Origin of the sequence: Flavobacterium hungaricum, from assembly GCF_015182285.1 — a bacterium.
GTDB classification, from domain to species: domain Bacteria; phylum Bacteroidota; class Bacteroidia; order Flavobacteriales; family Flavobacteriaceae; genus Flavobacterium; species Flavobacterium hungaricum.
Genome location: NZ_PRDM01000001.1, coordinates 456,881 through 472,317 on the forward strand (window position 1 = coordinate 456,881; position 15,437 = coordinate 472,317).

Consider the following 15,437-nt stretch of genomic DNA (forward strand, 5'->3'; position numbering starts at 1 on the left):
TTAGATTTTTGTTAAGTTTTTTGAACCATAACCACAACTTGGGCAATACATCGCGGTTGGAGTTCTAAAAGGTTTTTGACAATTGGGACAATCTTGCCCAAACTGACTTCTTTGATGGTGCAATATCGCTAACGGATTAGATTCGTATTCTCCAGTTATAATTCTATGCATTTCAAGCAGATATCTATATTTTTCGAATGTTTCAATTTGATCCAGCCAAACATAATTTTGAATGTTTCTTTTTTCTAATTCTTTTTCAATTGCTTTTTTTCCGTCAATTAGTGCTTCTTGACATAATTTGAATTCATTATCATCAAGCATTTTGACATTTATATTACAACGCCAGCAAAATTTTTCTTCCATTCAAGTTTTTGTTTTCCAAAATCTTCCATTAGTTTGGTTATAACAAATATAAATTATTTACTGTAAGATTTTGTATTCAAAAATCACTTAACAGAATTCCAAAGTCTTAATAGAATCTTAAACATCTAGTTTATGTAAGAAAAAGTCGTAAATTGCACGCCGACAATAATTGTGATCATGGTAACTGCAAATTTTTATTTAATAAATAGTTCTCTAATGTGCTTAATGAGCGCATTGTTGTATTTGCATGATGACACTTTCTTAAAAAGTTCCAAAGACTTTATTACTTGTGCCCTGTCATAACTCTAGACAGGGAATTTTTCTGTATTTAAAAAGTTCAAATTATTAATCTTCCATTTTCATTCAGGATATGATATCGCTGAATCAGATAGAACTGCGCAATATTCGGTGAAGAGTTGTGTGTCATAGGGTTTGTAAAAAGGAAGGCAACAAGAAAGTTATGTCACAAAATATTATTTTAACAACAGGAACATACGATTTAATTAAAGATCACGTAAGAAGAAAAAAAGTAACCCCGCAGGAAGAAGAACTCTTACTAAACCAATTGAAACATGCCACTCAGGTATTGCGAAAAAACCTTCCAGAAGATATCGTTTGTATCAACAGAAGAGTTACTTACAAAGACCACGCGAGTAATGTAGAGAAAACCATTCTTTTGGTGGGTCCAGATAAAGTAAAAACAAGCAAAAACAAGATTTCCGTACTTTCTGATGAAGGTATTGCCATGATAGGCTACAAAGTGGGCGATGTTGTAGAATGGCCTGCAAAAAAAGGAACTCTAAAACTCGAAATTTTAAAAGTAGAAGCAGAGGCTTAATTATTATATTTGATTTTTAATGAAAAAAACATCCTAAAAAGAGTCTTCTTTGCGGGATGTTTTTTTATCGATGCAATAGAAAAATTAGAATAATTAATATAAAACAAAGGTTTTGCTATAAACACGTTTATTTTCTATAAAGATATTCATTACCCAATTGCCTTTCATTAATTCATAAGGTTCGTCTAAACTGTAAGATGAAGCCGATACAATATTAGTAGGTCTTTTTGTTGTGTATTTAATGTTTTTAAATTTTTCACCTTTATTATTTACCATTTTTTCAGGATAGATCCATTCAATATCAATGTTAATGTCAGCGGTATCTTTTGCCGTTACAATATATACGACTCCAAAATTTGCTTTTTTGACTGCCTTAATCGAATCTGTTTTTTTGATGATACTAAAATCTTCCAGCCATTGATGCGTTCCCGTTGGAGAATTGCTGAGCTCGTCGTCTTTTCCTCCTTGAACTTTTGCTTGTCCATAATCAAGTTCTTTAAATTCTAAGTTTCCATAAACTTTAGATTTAATATTGGTCTGCGAAAAAACTGCTTGTAAAATAAAAAATGAAAGTACTGTGTAAATGATTTTCATATTATAAAATTAATTGGTTATCGTTAATGGTTTTTAAAATGATTATCTGTAAACAAAAAAATTGAGATCTAAATACTTAGACCCCAATTTTGGTTTGAACATGGTTATACTACTCTATATGGAGTTGGTTGGTTTTTTATTTTTGAGTTAAATGTTATAAGTATCATTTAACCATTGTCTTACAGTAGGATATTCAATCCCCAAATCTTTTAAGAATTCATTTAGAGCATTAATTTCTCTATTTACAAGTAAGTCACCATAATCACTTCTTACTTCGGCAATTACATCAATTCCTTCAATTCCGAATCCGTCTAGTTTTTCTTCTATAGCGAATAATTGATTTTGAATTTTTGAAATCTTTTGATCGTTGCGAGGCATCATTTGATAACTCTTGTAATCTTCTACAATTAGTTTGAAAATAGTTTGGTATAAATTTTCAATATTTCCATACTTATTTGTAATTTTTTCTCTGATATCGCTAGGATAATTTTCTATAAATTTAAGTCCAGTCATAATTATTTTCAATTTGATTTCGGGGTAAATTTAATAGCTTTAAACAAAGAATCCTTACGGGAAACCGTAAGGATCAAATTTCTTATCTGTTAATATCGAAGTGTGCCAATAAAAGGTTATCTAAAACATTTTTTTAGGCGAACATTCCATTAAAATATAATTTAATACAACCATCCAAATCTGTTCCATCGGAACATTTGGTAGGTAGAAAAAAAAATGTTTACCGCGGTTTTACATTCCGTAGGGACGTTTTATTTTATTTATTCATTATTTGATAATGTTCAAACGTTCCTACCGAACGAATTGCAAACGGGATATCGCGAATGTTGCCAACCAAATGTTTCCTGCCAACCAAATGCTTCTACCGATGAAATGTTTCTCCGAAACAAATGTATAATCTGCATAAAAAATGTTCCATCGGAACATTTCATCGGTAGAAAAAAAAAATGTGTACCGCGGTTTTACATTTCGTAGAGACGTTTGATTTTAACGATTAATTATTGCTAATGTTCAAACGTTCCTATGGAACGAATTGCAAACGGGATATCGCGAATGATGCCGACCAAATGTTTCCTACCAACCAAATGTTTCTCCGAAACAAATGTATAATCTGTATAAAAAATGTTCCATCGGAACATTTCATCGGTATAAAAAAAATGTGTACCGCGGTTTTACATTTCGTAGGGACGTTTGATTTTAACGATTAATTATTGATAATGTTCAAACGTTCCTACGAAACAAATGTATAATCTGCATAAAAAATGTTCCATTGGAACATTTGGTCGGTAGAAAAAAAATGTTTACCGTGATTTTACGTTCCGTAGGAACGTTTGATTTAACGATTGCAGAGATACATGTGAAGATTATGCATCGCAGATTTTACAAATCTTTTATCAATTCGCTTGGATGAATTTTTAAAGCTTGTGCAATTTTAAACAATGTGCTGATTTTCATTTCCTGCGAACCTTTAATATATTTTCTTAAACTCTCCACATCCATTTCAGCATCATGAGCTACCTCTCTTCGTTTGAGTTTATTGTCATTAATCAGATCTTTTATCTTGATTCCCAATTCTTTTACGACTTCTGGAATTTCACTTTTTCTTTCTCTTTTCATAGAAATGAAAGTACAAGTAATCGATTGTTTTTAAGTGAATGTAAAAAAGGGGGTGTATGTCACTGATTTTTTTATATATTTGCTTTTATTGTAAATTAAATCGTATAAAAAAAATGAAGATAGAAAATGTAGAACAAGCCGAAACAATATTAGAATTAGTAAAATCAAACTATTTTGCGAAACTAAAACCAGAAAACAAAAAAGATCATTCTTTTACGATTCCGCTAAAAGTATCCGGTTATAACGAATTAAATCTAATGGTTTCAGATTTGCTGAAAGCCAGTATCGTTTTGCTTAATCCAGAAGCAAGTAGTTTGTCGATTATTACAGAATACAAAAATATTAACGTAATGACTTTACTCGAAATCGCTTTACAATTACTCCCAGAAGAAGAAATGGAATTGCTGGATGATTTGCATAAAATACATTTGAAAATGGAGTAGGTTCTCTGAGCGTTCGGTTCAGGCAGAAAGAGGTGAGAATGGATATTAGGGGAAGTAGAATTTTTCTTTTTTAATATAGAGGAAATGCGCAAAAGTGGTTTAGTGCTTTTGCGCATTTTTTTATTTCCACATTAAAATAAAATCAAGTAAATTTTCTACAATTATTTTTAGCCAATTTTTCTTTTTTGGTTTTGTTTCGTTCATTTTTCAGAATTTTTATATTGGATGTGAATCAGCTTGTGTTTAAACAACAAAGATTTGAATTAATTTACCAATAAATATAAAAGTCAGAGACTTTTTAGGCGTTTACAATTTCTAAGAAATTATGGGTCTGCGCGAATTCGGAGACATTCGCGCAGCGGGGAGGGACGTATTGTTAATCGCGCTTTATATTATTAAATGTTGGTACGATTTCGGCAAATTTTATGATTCTGTAACCTTTTCCGTCGTAAAATGACAGTGAGTTTACAAAATAAATGGCACCATCTTTATTTTTAAAATATGTTTTGAGTTTTAAACCTTTCATATTGTCAACTTCCACGACCGAGTGTTTAAATTCAGAAAATGTTATAGAACTCCAGTCAATATAATAAGTTTTGCCAGTTTTTTTAATATCATTAAAATCCCTTATTGAAGTATCTGTAAACGCTCTCTCTGATACAGATTCTAACTTGCTTTTAAGGATATCGCCAAGTTTAGCGTCTGGATTATGTGCTAAATCCTTAAGTTCGTTATACGTTATTACTTGTTCCAGAAATTCTTCGTTAGTTTTTTTATCTATGTTTTTAAGAACTTCAAATGTATAGGCCGCTACTTCTTCGGGAGTTTCAAATGCTTTGTCATTTGTTAAAACAGCGTTGTCTTTTTTATAAGATAAGGAAGCGAAAATTGTTACAACAAATAAGATTTTAAGGATTTTCATTTTGGGTTGCTTTTGAAATTATATTTGATTTTAATGTAAATTTTAAGATTGAATTTTTATTTATAACCCTAACGCTGTCCGAAGTCTCCCGACTTCGTACCCGCAAAGATAATCGATTCTATTATTTAATTTATATTGTCGAATATTTGAAAGAGGCGAAGTCGGGAGACTTCGCACAGCGTTCGCAGTATTTAAGAAACACTGTAGTAGAGCGGGGGCATAGATTGCAAATCCACACTATAGGGATGTTTTTGCACATTTTTTTATTCTAAAATAAAATCAAGTAAAATGCCTATAAAAATTGTAAACCAATTTTTCTTTTTTGGTTTTGTTTCGTTCATTTTTCAAAATTTTTATATTGGATGTGAATCAGCTTGTGTTTAAACAACAAAGTTTTGAATTAATTAAAATGTAAAAGTCAGAGACTTTTTAGGCGTTTACAATTTCTAAGAAATTATGGGTCTGCGCGAAGTCGGAGACATTCGCGCAGCGGTTATGAGGATACTTTGCGGAGCGGGGACGTTTTATTTTATTTATTCATTATTTGATAATTTTCAAACGTTCCTACGGAACGAATTGCAAACGGGATATCGTGCTACCAACCAAATGTTTCTCCGAAACAAATGTATAATCTGCATAAAAAATGTTCCATTGGAACATTTGGTCGGTAGAAAAAAAATGTATAACATGATTTTACGTTCCGTAGGAACGTTTGATTTTTATTTATTCATTATTTGATAATTTTCAAACGTTCCTACCGAACGAATTGCAAACGGGATATCGCGCTACCGACCAAATGTTTCTCCGAAACAAATGTATAATCTGCATAAAAAATGTTCCATCGGAACATTTCATCGGTAGAAAAAAAAATGTTTGCCGTGATTTTACGTTCCGGAGGAACGTTTGATTTAAAGATTGCAGAGATACATGTGAAGATTATGCATCGCAGATTTTACAAATCTTTTATCAATTCGCTTGGATGAATTTTTAAAGCTTGTGCAATTTTAAACAATGTGCTGATTTTCATTTCCTGGGAACCTTTAATATATTTTCTTAAACTCTCCACATCCATTTCAGCATCATGAGCTACCTCTCTTCGTTTGAGTTTATTGTCATTAATCAGATCTTTTATCTTGATTCCCAATTCTTTTACGACTTCTGGAATTTCACTTTTTCTTTCTCTTTTCATAGAAATGAAAGTACAAGTAATCGATTGTTTTTAAGTGAATGTAAAAAAGGGGGTGTATGTCACTGATTTTTTTATATATTTGCTTTTATTGTAAATTAAATCGTATAAAAAAATGAAGATAGAAAATGTAGAACAAGCCGAAACAATATTAGAATTAGTAAAATCAAACTATTTTGCGAAACTAAAACCAGAAAACAAAAAAGATCATTCTTTTACGATTCCGCTAAAAGTATCCGGTTATAACGAATTAAATCTAATGGTTTCAGATTTGCTGAAAGCCAGTATCGTTTTGCTCAATCCAGAAGCAAGTAGTTTGTCGATTATTACAGAATACAAAAATATTAACGTAATGACTTTACTCGAAATCGCTTTACAATTACTCCCAGAAGAAGAAATGGAATTGCTGGATGATTTGCATAAAATACATTTGAAAATGGAGTAGGTTCTCTGAGCGTTCGGTTCAGGCAGAAAGAGGTGAGAATGGATATTAGGGGAAGTAGATTTTTTCTTTTTTAATATAAAGGAAATGCGCAAAAGTGGTTTAATGCTTTTGCGCATTTTTTTATTTCCACATTAAAATAAAATCAAGTAAATTTTCTACAATTATTTTTAACCAATTTTTCTTTTTTGGTTTTGAATTTTTCATTTTAGCGATTTCTTCTCTTGAATTACGTGTATTAGCAGGAATTCTATATTGAATTGTTTGTATAATTAATATTAATTTTAATCAAGTCATCATTTTTCAAAATTGTAGTCCTTTTCGATTTTAAATTATAAAGAAATAAGAAATGTTCTGTTTTACCGACGTATTTAAGATTTTTATCGGTAAAATAAGTTTTTTCTTTAAATGCAATTATGTAACTTAATTTGTCTTTATTTTCGATGATTTTATAAGCGTCGGTATATCCATACATTATTGTGTATGAGATAGTACTCATCATTATATATAATAAAAAAGGTAAATTTACTTTTGTAGAAGACAAAAATATGCGAAATAGACTTAGAGAGATAAATAATCCAACACAAATAATTTCTATCATTTTGATTCTAGAGTCACAGTTGTATGAAAGAACAATCGTTAAAAATAAAATAAGAATTGATAATGTTGATGAAATTTTACGCTCATTTTTATAATTTTCTGGGGTATCACTTTTAAGAGTATAATTTCGATCTCTATTTTGAGCGAACTCAAATAAAAAAAGAAAAATACCAATTCCAAAAATGCACAAATAAAGTAATATGTCATCGATAAATGTGGTAATGAATTCTTGTATCCCAATATAATCTACAATAGAGATATTAAAAGTTTTGTAATAAATGACTAATTTAATTGAACTGCATAATAATATAAATATACTTCCAAGCGGGAGTAGTTGTATTAATTTTTCAATTTTTTCCATACTTATTGAGTTATTCTTTTTTAAAGACGAAACTAATTTTTATATACATTGTCATATCGATTACTAAAGAAAACTTTGTGGATCGGGGTTAAATGCAATTGGTTTATATTTATCAATATGAGATTGAAATGGAATTAGTTTTTTTTGTATATTTTTTAGAAAAGAATATCTCTCAACATAATCTTTAAACTTTTCTATACCGTTATCGCTTAAACAATTATAGAAAAGCCATAATAATTCATAATCTGATATTTGAGATCTAATAATACTTGTATATTTATATTTTATATCAAAAATTTCTTTTCCTGATACTTTAGTCGAATCATAGAAAAAATCGGTTTGTTCGACAATTTTAATCATTCTATATAAATTTCTAAAATAATGACCAAAGTCTGTTTGGGCTTTTCCATAATGATTCATATAAATTTCTTCATATTTATTTTCTTCAGCATCTAAATCATTATACATTTGGTTGTATCTATATCTAAAGACATCGCGCCCACTAATCACTACAACTTCTTTTTCTTCAGGTTTAGATCTTCCAATAGGTTCTGTTGATCTAAAATAATTTGATCTTTCTTTTTCTTTCTTTTTATAATATCGTAAATCTATTGCGTTTACTATTTGATGATGTTGATTTAATAAGTTAAAAAAAGTATTTTCAAAGCGTTGTAATTTTAAAGTCTCATTTTGAGTTTCAAACTCTTTTCTTGTATCCCTTAATTCCTCACGTTGTAATTTTAGTTCTTTTCTCTGTAGTAAAATAGTTAGAACGATTCCCGCTAATGCAAGTCCTGAATAAATTGCATTTACGGCACCAAACATATCACCAAAAGTTCCTCTTTCAGTTGGACTTAAATCTTTCAATTGATAATACGAAAGAAACCAAAATCCAATTATGATAAAAGAAACTACGATAGTGATTATTATGAAATTAGTATCTTTTTCTTCAATATTATTAATATCTTTCTTCATGTTTTTTTACTTTATAATTGTAGTATTCGATATCTTTGACATTTGAATTGAGTTTTAGAATAAGGGCAAAAATGATAAAAAAATGTAAATTATTCTAAATTTGCAAATATCTTGTAACAATTGTTTTGGTACTAATATATTCAATATCAATTTTTTTTTTAAATGCCGAATAAATTCATGTGGATCAAAAGTCTCTGTTGGTATGTTTTTAATTATTCCATCTCTAATTAAAACTATTTTTTTATCATAAACTCATTTACAATCATAATACGTTTTATTTAAATTAAGAATTATTCGATTTAAGATTCCAGTTTAGAATTAGATGCTTTAATAAAACAAACATCGCACTTAATTCAAACCAATCACCAAGTAAAAACACCTGATTTTAACCTTTGGAGAAAATAATAGGAAGTTTATTTTATTTCTTTTAGCATAGTAAGCAATTCTGGAATTTTGTTCACTTGAGATTCCGTCCAGAAATAATGCTCATTATCTGTAATACCGTTATCTTTTAAGTAGATAGATATACGTCTAGCATTTTTTTCAATGTAAAAACTAAATGTAATTTCCCTAGAATTGAAAATATAAGTTGTTGACTGTTTTCTTTCTGTTTTATCTTTAAGATTCGGAATGACGTATTGTTCTATAAATGTTATAAACTCATCTACTTCGTTTAAATCTATCCATGAAGATTTAAAATAGTTATAATTTCTTCCAGCAATTTGATAAATCACTGTCATATCCATTTGTAATGACTTCACTTTATTGGTTGATTTCAAGTCGATTGCTTCAACAGGAAAAAAAGATAAAACTTCTCCAAGTCCAGATCTGAATTCTGCTTTTACGTTCCAATCTTTATTAATTTGGGTAATCTCTGCATTTTCAATAAATTGTCTGGTTTCAGAGTTTTGCTTTGGTTTTTGAGCATAATTTAATGTAACAATTGAAAGCAATAAAAATGTACTAAGTAATTTTTTAAATTTCATAGCGAAAAGTTTATTTGATTTTTATTTTAAATTTTCGCTAAAACTAACTTCTTCAAAAACAATTTCCTTACGGAAATCCGTAATCATCGTAAAAAAACGAAAGCCCTAGCCCTGATAGAAGTGGAAATCCTTTTGTGGCTCGTTTCTTTAACGAGACACAAAAGATTGGAACGGATAGCAGGAAACAGCTCCAAATAAAACCGATAATCCCGTCAAATTATCATATTTACAATCTGTATACTTTAAACTGTGAACTGATTACTTTTTTTCGTAATTTTGCACTCCAAATAAAAGGGATTATACAATGTTAGATAAACTTCAATATGTAAAGCAGCGTTTTGACGAGATTTCGGATTTGATTATTCAGCCCGATGTTATTGCCGATCAAAAACGTTATGTGCAGCTTAACCAAGAGTATAAAAGTATTAAAGCTCTGGTTGACAAAAGAGAAGAATACATTCTTGTTTTAGCGAATATTGATGAAGCAAACGAAATTATTGCTGACGGAAGCGATGCAGATATGACCGAAATGGCCAAAATGCAGCTAGACGAAGCAAAGGAGCGTCTGCCTCAATTGGAAGAAGAAATCAAATTTATGTTGATTCCTAAAGATCCTGAAGATGCTAAAAATGTAATGGTGGAGATTCGCGCGGGAACGGGCGGGGACGAAGCGAGTATTTTTGCAGGAGATTTATACAGAATGTATACTAAATATTGCGAATCACGCGGTTGGAGAGCTTCTGTGGTTGATATGAACGAGGGTACTTCTGGAGGTTTTAAAGAGGTTATCTTTGAGGTTTCGGGAGAAGATGTGTACGGAACTTTGAAGTTTGAAGCGGGTGTACACCGTGTACAACGTGTTCCTCAGACAGAAACGCAGGGTCGTGTGCATACGTCGGCTGCTACGGTAATGGTTTTGCCAGAAGCAGAAGAGTTTGATGTACAGATCGATATGAACGATGTTCGTGTAGATTTCTTCTGTTCGTCTGGACCTGGAGGACAATCGGTAAATACTACGAAATCGGCGGTGCGTTTAACTCACATTCCAACTGGATTGGTGGCGCAGTGTCAGGATCAGAAGTCGCAGCACAAAAATAAAGATAAGGCTTTGATCGTATTGCGTTCTCGTTTGTACGAAATGGAATTGGCAAAGAAAGAAGCAGAAGATGCATCTAAACGTACGTCTCAGGTAAGTTCTGGTGACCGTTCGGCTAAGATTCGTACTTACAACTATGCGCAAGGTCGTGTAACCGATCACAGAATTGGTTTGACTCTTTACGATTTAGGAAACATCATGAATGGTGATATTCAGAAAATCGTTGCCGAGCTTCAGTTGGTTAACAATATGGAGAAATTGAAGGAAGCGTCTGAGGTGTATTAATCTGACGTGCTGAGGTTCTGAGGTTTTTAGGGGCAAAGGTGCAGAGGGACAAAGGGACAAAGTTTTTTGTCTTAGAGTTTTTTTTTAAGACGCTCAGTTTTTTCTTAAACTTCAATATTAAATTTACTTTACGGCTAAGTTTTTTTTCTTAGCAAACTATAAACAAAAAGGCCGAACTATGTTCGGCCTTTTTGTATTTATAAAGTTCTCTACTACATCTTTCTTTTAATAGGTAAGATTTATAATATTTTTAGAGCTGGAAAAGCATTTTCAGCATAAAACCTTTGTTCCTTTGTATCTGTGCACCTTTGTCCCTGAAAAAGGAAAAATTTTTTTCCGAAACTTTTTTGCTTCATATTTGCTTTACTAATCAACCAATTAACTTTTAGATATGAAGAAAATTTTACTCTTTTACTGCTTTTTTTGCAGTTTTTTTTATGCCCGATCGCAATCTTATTTCGGATTTAGGGATGATAATTATGCCGGGATTCAAGGTGTATTGTTTAATCCGTCTGCGATTGTCGATTCTAAATACAGAGCCGATATCACCATTTTTTCTGCAAGCGCAACAGTGCAGAACGATTTGTATGGAGTAAATTTTACAAATGCTTTAGGAAGCGGTTACGACTTAGAAACCGATGCAAAAAAGGATTTTAAGAGCAATAATCGAGGGAATTTTAATACCGATATTTTAGGACCTTCGTTTATGCTCAATATTACACCGCAGCAGAGTATTGCGGTTTTTTCGCGTGTGAGAAGCGTAACCAATCTTGTCGGCGTAAACGGACAGCTTGTTGATGAGGTGAATAAAGATCTTGATGTTTCTAATAGTTTTTTGTTCTCTGGAGGTAATCCGAATGGGGTGACGAATTCCTGGGCAGAAATAGGGGCGAGCTATGCCGCGGTTTTAATGGATCGCGACGAGCATTTTATCAAGGGTGGTATCAGTTTAAAGTATTTGATGGCGGGTGTAAACGGCTACATCAGTGGAAACGATTTGAGTGTGGCTTTTATAAAAAACAATGTTAATCCGTCTTTGAGTGAATATTTATCTACCGGAACTTTACGAACGGCTGCGAGTTACGATTACCAAAACGGAGAAGATCCGAAGTTTGATATGGCGTCGGCTGGTCTGGGTGTAGATTTGGGTTTTACGTACGAATACCGCACCAACTGCCACACTTGTATGGGAAATAGATATAAGCTTAAATTTGGAGCTGCTGTGACAGATATTGGCAAACTGAATTATAAAAACCTTACCGAAAACACCTATAACTTAAACGGAAGGGTTTCGCAGCAGGATATTGAAGATGCAGACGATATTTTCGAATTTTTTGATGCGAATTATACCAAAGTTTCTTCGAGAAAGGGAGTTAAGGCCAATCTGCCGACGGCTTTACACACTAATTTTGACTGGAATATAGACAATAAATTTTATCTGAATCTAAGCGGTGATTTTAGTCTGGTAAATGCCAACAAAGTAAACGGAACTGCAATTGCCAATTCGGTTACTTTTACACCAAGATACGAAAGAAGGCAGTTTAGTTTCTATGTTCCGGTTACGTATATGGAATACAGCGGTACGCAGATCGGAGCTGGTTTTAGAGCGGGGCCTCTATTTGTGGGATCTGGGACTTTGGTTTCGAATTTGTTTTCGAATAATTCGAAAGGCTGTAATTTGTACGCGGGTTTGAAACTTCCGTTGTATCAAAATTATAAATAAAAGTTTCTGAGGTTATAGGTGCTAAGAAACTAATTTTTAAGCTCTTGGAACTTCTGTAAAAAGAAAAGAGACTGTTTTACTAATCGTAAACAGTCTCTTTTGCAAGGTTGAGATTTTAAGTTTCTATATGTGTGGTAAAGACTTTATAAAATTTCGACGTATCGAAAATTAAAAACCTTATTAACTTAGAACCTTATTTTAATCAGAACCTTTAAAATATAGTGAAGGTCTTATCTTCATCAACCGCTTCCCCAAAAAGCGTATGATGAATGTTAGATACCTAGAAATACTCTCGTATATTCAAAACATTTATATAGATTAGAGTAAACGTAAACACCATTTTTTATAATCATTGTATTTAACTTTTCCATGATGAATGTATTTAAGTTAGACAATTACTCTTGCGATGGTTCATATTGATGTGATGCTTCTTCATCTGAAGCTTCACTAGAAGACTCCTGAGGTTTAGACACGATGTTGGTAATGATAAGCTGTACAATTGAGCCTAAAATTCCTTTAAACATCGAATCGCTTTTTCCTACGATGAATCTTTTTGCCAGATATCCAATTCCGATACTAATAGCAGATTGGGCTAAATGGCTTTTAAATCCGACAGTTTCGTTGATTTCTTCGATGGTATTGCGAATCAGGTTAAGAGGTTTTAAATTCTCTTTGATATCATCGATCTCGTCTTTAATTTCGCACCATTCCTGATCCTGACGGTTTTCTAAATATTGTATTCTCTGATTTAATTGATCAATAGTGTAAATAGGCTCCATAAATAGTCTTTTTTAAGTATTAATAGTTTTAAATCAGTTTTATTTTTCTTTTAAAATACTGGAAATTATCGAATTACCAATTGGAGTTTTAATCAGCCTATGGTGTGCTTTGTGCACAATAACAGCAACAATTAAGTAAAAAAGTGCCATTATAAAAAAGCCGAAATAATATTCTCCCAGTTCTTTTCCGATCCATAAACTTAGCCCCACATTAAGAAATAAAGTAAAAAATGCAACAACAATTCCGACAGCTATCTTAGATGCCAATGATGATATACCATCGGCCACAGAACATACTGTTTTGAGTTTCATTAACTCTAAACTCGTTTTAGTATAATTTTCGGCTTTTTCATAAAGATTAAGATTCTCGTTTGTTGTTGTTGCATTTGGTTCCATGATATAGGGTTTTATGGTTTGAAAAATTCACGTATTAATAGTTCGTTTTTACAGTCTTAGCTTCGTCTTTGATAGCATTAAAATCATCTTTAACTTGGTTAAGTTTAGATTTTCCTTCTTCGATAATATCTTTACCGTTTGAAGAGATAGTATTTACAATGCCGTCAAATTTTGTTTTTAGATTATCTTTGTAATCTTTAGATTTATCAGAGATTTTTTTTCTTGTGTTAGATCCTTTGTCTGGAGCAAACAAAACTCCGATAAATGCTCCCGCCGCTGCGGCTCCTAAAATTCCTAAAATTGTGGTACTAGCTTTCATAATAATTGATTTAATGATTAATATTTAATAAATTGTTGATTTAAATTTCACGACCTTTAATAAGTCTAAGCAATACTGCGATAATGGCAATTACGAGAAGAATATGAATAATGCTTCCGAAACTGTAAACAAAGAACCCTAAAGCCCAAAGTATCACTAGAATCACTGCTATTGTGTATAATAAGTTTGACATGGTTTCTTGTTTTAATGGTTTTTAATTAATTTTTAAAAATCTTAATTTAACTTATACGAAAGGTATAATGTTAGATTACTGTTTTTAGCGTCTGGAATAGTGTAAGTTGTACCTGCAACAGTTCTTTCTTTACCAACGGTTGTTAAACCATAGTTGTAACGTACTCCAATACTAATTGGGTCAAAATCAACTCCTACACCTGCTGCGATACCAGCATCAAATTTGGCTAGATCATCTCTGTCAATTTCTTCGTCAAAATCAAAAGTTCCGTCTCCAGTTACTTTAGAACTTACAAGATAAGATGCGTAACCACCGGCATGAATATTAAAGTTTTTTGTTACGTTAACTCTCACTAAAAGAGGAACTTCAATATAGTTTAATTTGAATTTTGTGCTTCCACTTGCAAAAGCATTGTTATATTCAAATTCGGCACCTTTAGTAGTAAACAAAACCTCTGGCTGAATGGCTACGAAATCTGAAATAGGAAGTGTAGCGTAAACTCCGGCATTAAATCCGTATAAAACATTGTTATCGTCTACATCTTCGCCGCTTCCATATAGGTTAGACATGTTGAATCCCCCTTTTACACCGAATTCGGTATTTACATTATTGTCCTGTGCGTGCAGCATTCCGAATGAAGCTGTTAAAAAAAGTGTTAAGGCGCATAAAAAATTAGATTGCATTTTCATAATAAAAAATTTAGTTAATAATAGAATAATAAGGCGTTTATATATTTTGTTTTTGTAAGGACTCCGTTTCTCGGAGCAGCTTATATTGCTGCGGTAAAAAAAATAACACTAATTGTAAGATCGTTTTGTCATTTGTTTCGTTAGAAATAGATTCTAAAAGCTCAATTTGATCTGTTAGAGACTCTTTTATAGAGCTCAAATATTCAGCATTAAATTCCTCTCCGCTGGCATCAATAAGGTTGTATAAATCTCTTTTGTGCGTGGCGTTTATTTCGGTTACCACAATGAGCTTTGTTGTGGCAATCTTACTTATCTCATTGAGTAATTGATCTTCTTGCATTTCGATTTTTTTACTCAATTCTTTTATCGTAACATCAGAACTTTTTTCTTGTGCAATTTTACTTTTAGAAATAATTCCCTTACTTATATTTGATGTCGAAATGAAGAAAAACACTTCAGATTCTTCTCTGTCATTTATTGCAAAAGTTTCGTTTTTAAAAGAACTTTCTATCGGTTTTATCTTCCTGCACGAGCTCATGCATAATAGTGCTGCCGATAAGAGAAAGACTTTAAAAAAGGATCCTTTAAAAGGGGAAATTGCTTTCATTATTACTTCCT

General features: G+C 31.7%; 20 protein-coding genes. 5 read left to right on the forward strand and 15 right to left on the reverse strand.

Annotated features, from left to right (window positions below):
- A complete protein-coding gene (locus C4F50_RS01885) occupies positions 1-363 on the reverse strand; it encodes a hypothetical protein (protein ID WP_193844735.1) in 363 nt (120 codons plus the stop codon).
- A 460-nt stretch (positions 364-823) separates the two neighbouring features.
- On the opposite strand from C4F50_RS01885, the gene C4F50_RS01890 reads away from it, so the two are divergent.
- On the forward strand, positions 824-1,201 hold the full coding sequence (locus C4F50_RS01890) for a GreA/GreB family elongation factor (protein ID WP_193844736.1): 378 nt from the start codon (positions 824-826) through the stop codon (positions 1,199-1,201).
- Between the two features lie 93 nt (positions 1,202-1,294).
- On the opposite strand, the gene C4F50_RS01895 is transcribed toward C4F50_RS01890, so the two are convergent.
- The 3 genes from C4F50_RS01895 to C4F50_RS01905 form a co-directional block, all read right to left on the reverse strand.
- Positions 1,295-1,795 (reverse strand): DUF3859 domain-containing protein, encoded by a 501-nt coding sequence (locus tag C4F50_RS01895; protein ID WP_193844737.1) that lies wholly within the window; start codon positions 1,793-1,795, stop codon positions 1,295-1,297.
- 147 nt (positions 1,796-1,942) lie between these two features.
- On the reverse strand, positions 1,943-2,308 hold the full coding sequence (locus C4F50_RS01900; protein ID WP_193844738.1) for a hypothetical protein: 366 nt from the start codon (positions 2,306-2,308) through the stop codon (positions 1,943-1,945).
- Between the two features lie 879 nt (positions 2,309-3,187).
- On the reverse strand, positions 3,188-3,424 hold the full coding sequence (locus C4F50_RS01905) for a helix-turn-helix domain-containing protein (RefSeq protein ID WP_193844739.1): 237 nt from the start codon (positions 3,422-3,424) through the stop codon (positions 3,188-3,190).
- A gap of 113 nt (positions 3,425-3,537) precedes the next feature.
- Between C4F50_RS01905 and C4F50_RS01910 the strand changes: the two genes are divergently transcribed.
- Positions 3,538-3,867 (forward strand): hypothetical protein, encoded by a 330-nt coding sequence (locus C4F50_RS01910; RefSeq protein ID WP_193844740.1) that lies wholly within the window; start codon positions 3,538-3,540, stop codon positions 3,865-3,867.
- 376 nt (positions 3,868-4,243) lie between these two features.
- Here C4F50_RS01910 and C4F50_RS01915 read toward each other — a convergent pair whose 3' ends face one another.
- Together C4F50_RS01915 and C4F50_RS01920 are read right to left on the reverse strand one after the other, a co-directional pair.
- Positions 4,244-4,789, reverse strand: a complete 546-nt coding sequence (locus C4F50_RS01915) for a hypothetical protein (protein WP_193844741.1) — start codon at positions 4,787-4,789, stop codon at positions 4,244-4,246.
- A gap of 952 nt (positions 4,790-5,741) precedes the next feature.
- Positions 5,742-5,978 (reverse strand): helix-turn-helix domain-containing protein, encoded by a 237-nt coding sequence (locus C4F50_RS01920; protein ID WP_193844739.1) that lies wholly within the window; start codon positions 5,976-5,978, stop codon positions 5,742-5,744.
- A gap of 112 nt (positions 5,979-6,090) precedes the next feature.
- On the opposite strand from C4F50_RS01920, the gene C4F50_RS01925 reads away from it, so the two are divergent.
- Entirely contained in the window at positions 6,091-6,420 is a 330-nt protein-coding gene (locus C4F50_RS01925) for a hypothetical protein (RefSeq protein ID WP_193844740.1), read from the forward strand.
- A 247-nt stretch (positions 6,421-6,667) separates the two neighbouring features.
- Here the strand turns inward: C4F50_RS01925 and C4F50_RS01930 are convergent, their stop codons facing one another.
- From C4F50_RS01930 to C4F50_RS01940, 3 genes are all read right to left on the reverse strand, one after another.
- On the reverse strand, positions 6,668-7,378 hold the full coding sequence (locus tag C4F50_RS01930; protein WP_193844742.1) for a hypothetical protein: 711 nt from the start codon (positions 7,376-7,378) through the stop codon (positions 6,668-6,670).
- A 63-nt stretch (positions 7,379-7,441) separates the two neighbouring features.
- Entirely contained in the window at positions 7,442-8,353 is a 912-nt protein-coding gene (locus C4F50_RS01935; RefSeq protein ID WP_193844743.1) for a putative phage abortive infection protein, read from the reverse strand.
- Between the two features lie 413 nt (positions 8,354-8,766).
- Complete coding sequence (locus C4F50_RS01940) at positions 8,767-9,339, reverse strand: hypothetical protein (RefSeq protein ID WP_193844744.1); 573 nt, start codon at positions 9,337-9,339, stop codon at positions 8,767-8,769.
- Positions 9,340-9,643: 304 nt separating this feature from the next.
- Between C4F50_RS01940 and prfA the strand changes: the two genes are divergently transcribed.
- Both prfA and C4F50_RS01950 read left to right on the forward strand, forming a co-directional pair.
- The gene (gene prfA / locus C4F50_RS01945; protein ID WP_193844745.1) at positions 9,644-10,720 is read left to right on the forward strand and encodes a peptide chain release factor 1; all 1,077 of its coding nucleotides are present in this window, start codon (positions 9,644-9,646) and stop codon (positions 10,718-10,720) included.
- A gap of 391 nt (positions 10,721-11,111) precedes the next feature.
- Positions 11,112-12,443 (forward strand): DUF5723 family protein, encoded by a 1,332-nt coding sequence (locus C4F50_RS01950; RefSeq protein ID WP_193844746.1) that lies wholly within the window; start codon positions 11,112-11,114, stop codon positions 12,441-12,443.
- 395 nt (positions 12,444-12,838) lie between these two features.
- Here the strand turns inward: C4F50_RS01950 and C4F50_RS01955 are convergent, their stop codons facing one another.
- From C4F50_RS01955 to C4F50_RS01980, 6 genes are read right to left on the reverse strand one after another with little or no spacing between them, the layout of a single operon-like run.
- Complete coding sequence (locus C4F50_RS01955) at positions 12,839-13,222, reverse strand: hypothetical protein (protein ID WP_193844747.1); 384 nt, start codon at positions 13,220-13,222, stop codon at positions 12,839-12,841.
- 39 nt (positions 13,223-13,261) lie between these two features.
- Entirely contained in the window at positions 13,262-13,618 is a 357-nt protein-coding gene (locus C4F50_RS01960) for a hypothetical protein (RefSeq protein WP_193844748.1), read from the reverse strand.
- 34 nt (positions 13,619-13,652) lie between these two features.
- Positions 13,653-13,937, reverse strand: a complete 285-nt coding sequence (locus C4F50_RS01965; RefSeq protein WP_193844749.1) for a YtxH domain-containing protein — start codon at positions 13,935-13,937, stop codon at positions 13,653-13,655.
- A 40-nt stretch (positions 13,938-13,977) separates the two neighbouring features.
- Positions 13,978-14,130 carry a lmo0937 family membrane protein gene (locus C4F50_RS01970; protein ID WP_109192514.1) on the reverse strand — a complete coding sequence of 51 codons (153 nt, stop codon included), beginning with the start codon at positions 14,128-14,130 and terminating at the stop codon, positions 13,978-13,980.
- Positions 14,131-14,171: 41 nt separating this feature from the next.
- Entirely contained in the window at positions 14,172-14,819 is a 648-nt protein-coding gene (locus C4F50_RS01975) for a porin family protein (RefSeq protein ID WP_193844750.1), read from the reverse strand.
- A gap of 37 nt (positions 14,820-14,856) precedes the next feature.
- Positions 14,857-15,426 carry a DUF4142 domain-containing protein gene (locus C4F50_RS01980; protein WP_193844751.1) on the reverse strand — a complete coding sequence of 190 codons (570 nt, stop codon included), beginning with the start codon at positions 15,424-15,426 and terminating at the stop codon, positions 14,857-14,859.
- Positions 15,427-15,437: the final 11 nt, after the last annotated feature.

Excerpts from the sequence above, each read along its gene's own strand:
- C4F50_RS01885 (WP_193844735.1), bottom strand. The coding sequence starts at position 363 with ATGGAAGAAAAATTTTGCTGGCGTTGTAATATAAATGTCAAAATGCTT.
- C4F50_RS01890 (WP_193844736.1), top strand. The coding sequence starts at position 824 with ATGTCACAAAATATTATTTTAACAACAGGAACATACGATTTAATTAAA.
- C4F50_RS01895 (WP_193844737.1), bottom strand. The coding sequence starts at position 1,795 with ATGAAAATCATTTACACAGTACTTTCATTTTTTATTTTACAAGCAGTT.
- C4F50_RS01900 (WP_193844738.1), bottom strand. The coding sequence starts at position 2,308 with ATGACTGGACTTAAATTTATAGAAAATTATCCTAGCGATATCAGAGAA.
- C4F50_RS01905 (WP_193844739.1), bottom strand. The coding sequence starts at position 3,424 with ATGAAAAGAGAAAGAAAAAGTGAAATTCCAGAAGTCGTAAAAGAATTG.
- C4F50_RS01910 (WP_193844740.1), top strand. The coding sequence starts at position 3,538 with ATGAAGATAGAAAATGTAGAACAAGCCGAAACAATATTAGAATTAGTA.
- C4F50_RS01915 (WP_193844741.1), bottom strand. The coding sequence starts at position 4,789 with ATGAAAATCCTTAAAATCTTATTTGTTGTAACAATTTTCGCTTCCTTA.
- C4F50_RS01920 (WP_193844739.1), bottom strand. The coding sequence starts at position 5,978 with ATGAAAAGAGAAAGAAAAAGTGAAATTCCAGAAGTCGTAAAAGAATTG.
- C4F50_RS01925 (WP_193844740.1), top strand. The coding sequence starts at position 6,091 with ATGAAGATAGAAAATGTAGAACAAGCCGAAACAATATTAGAATTAGTA.
- C4F50_RS01930 (WP_193844742.1), bottom strand. The coding sequence starts at position 7,378 with ATGGAAAAAATTGAAAAATTAATACAACTACTCCCGCTTGGAAGTATA.
- C4F50_RS01935 (WP_193844743.1), bottom strand. The coding sequence starts at position 8,353 with ATGAAGAAAGATATTAATAATATTGAAGAAAAAGATACTAATTTCATA.
- C4F50_RS01940 (WP_193844744.1), bottom strand. The coding sequence starts at position 9,339 with ATGAAATTTAAAAAATTACTTAGTACATTTTTATTGCTTTCAATTGTT.
- prfA (WP_193844745.1), top strand. The coding sequence starts at position 9,644 with ATGTTAGATAAACTTCAATATGTAAAGCAGCGTTTTGACGAGATTTCG.
- C4F50_RS01950 (WP_193844746.1), top strand. The coding sequence starts at position 11,112 with ATGAAGAAAATTTTACTCTTTTACTGCTTTTTTTGCAGTTTTTTTTAT.
- C4F50_RS01955 (WP_193844747.1), bottom strand. The coding sequence starts at position 13,222 with ATGGAGCCTATTTACACTATTGATCAATTAAATCAGAGAATACAATAT.
- C4F50_RS01960 (WP_193844748.1), bottom strand. The coding sequence starts at position 13,618 with ATGGAACCAAATGCAACAACAACAAACGAGAATCTTAATCTTTATGAA.
- C4F50_RS01965 (WP_193844749.1), bottom strand. The coding sequence starts at position 13,937 with ATGAAAGCTAGTACCACAATTTTAGGAATTTTAGGAGCCGCAGCGGCG.
- C4F50_RS01970 (WP_109192514.1), bottom strand. The coding sequence starts at position 14,130 with ATGTCAAACTTATTATACACAATAGCAGTGATTCTAGTGATACTTTGG.
- C4F50_RS01975 (WP_193844750.1), bottom strand. The coding sequence starts at position 14,819 with ATGAAAATGCAATCTAATTTTTTATGCGCCTTAACACTTTTTTTAACA.
- C4F50_RS01980 (WP_193844751.1), bottom strand. The coding sequence starts at position 15,426 with ATGAAAGCAATTTCCCCTTTTAAAGGATCCTTTTTTAAAGTCTTTCTC.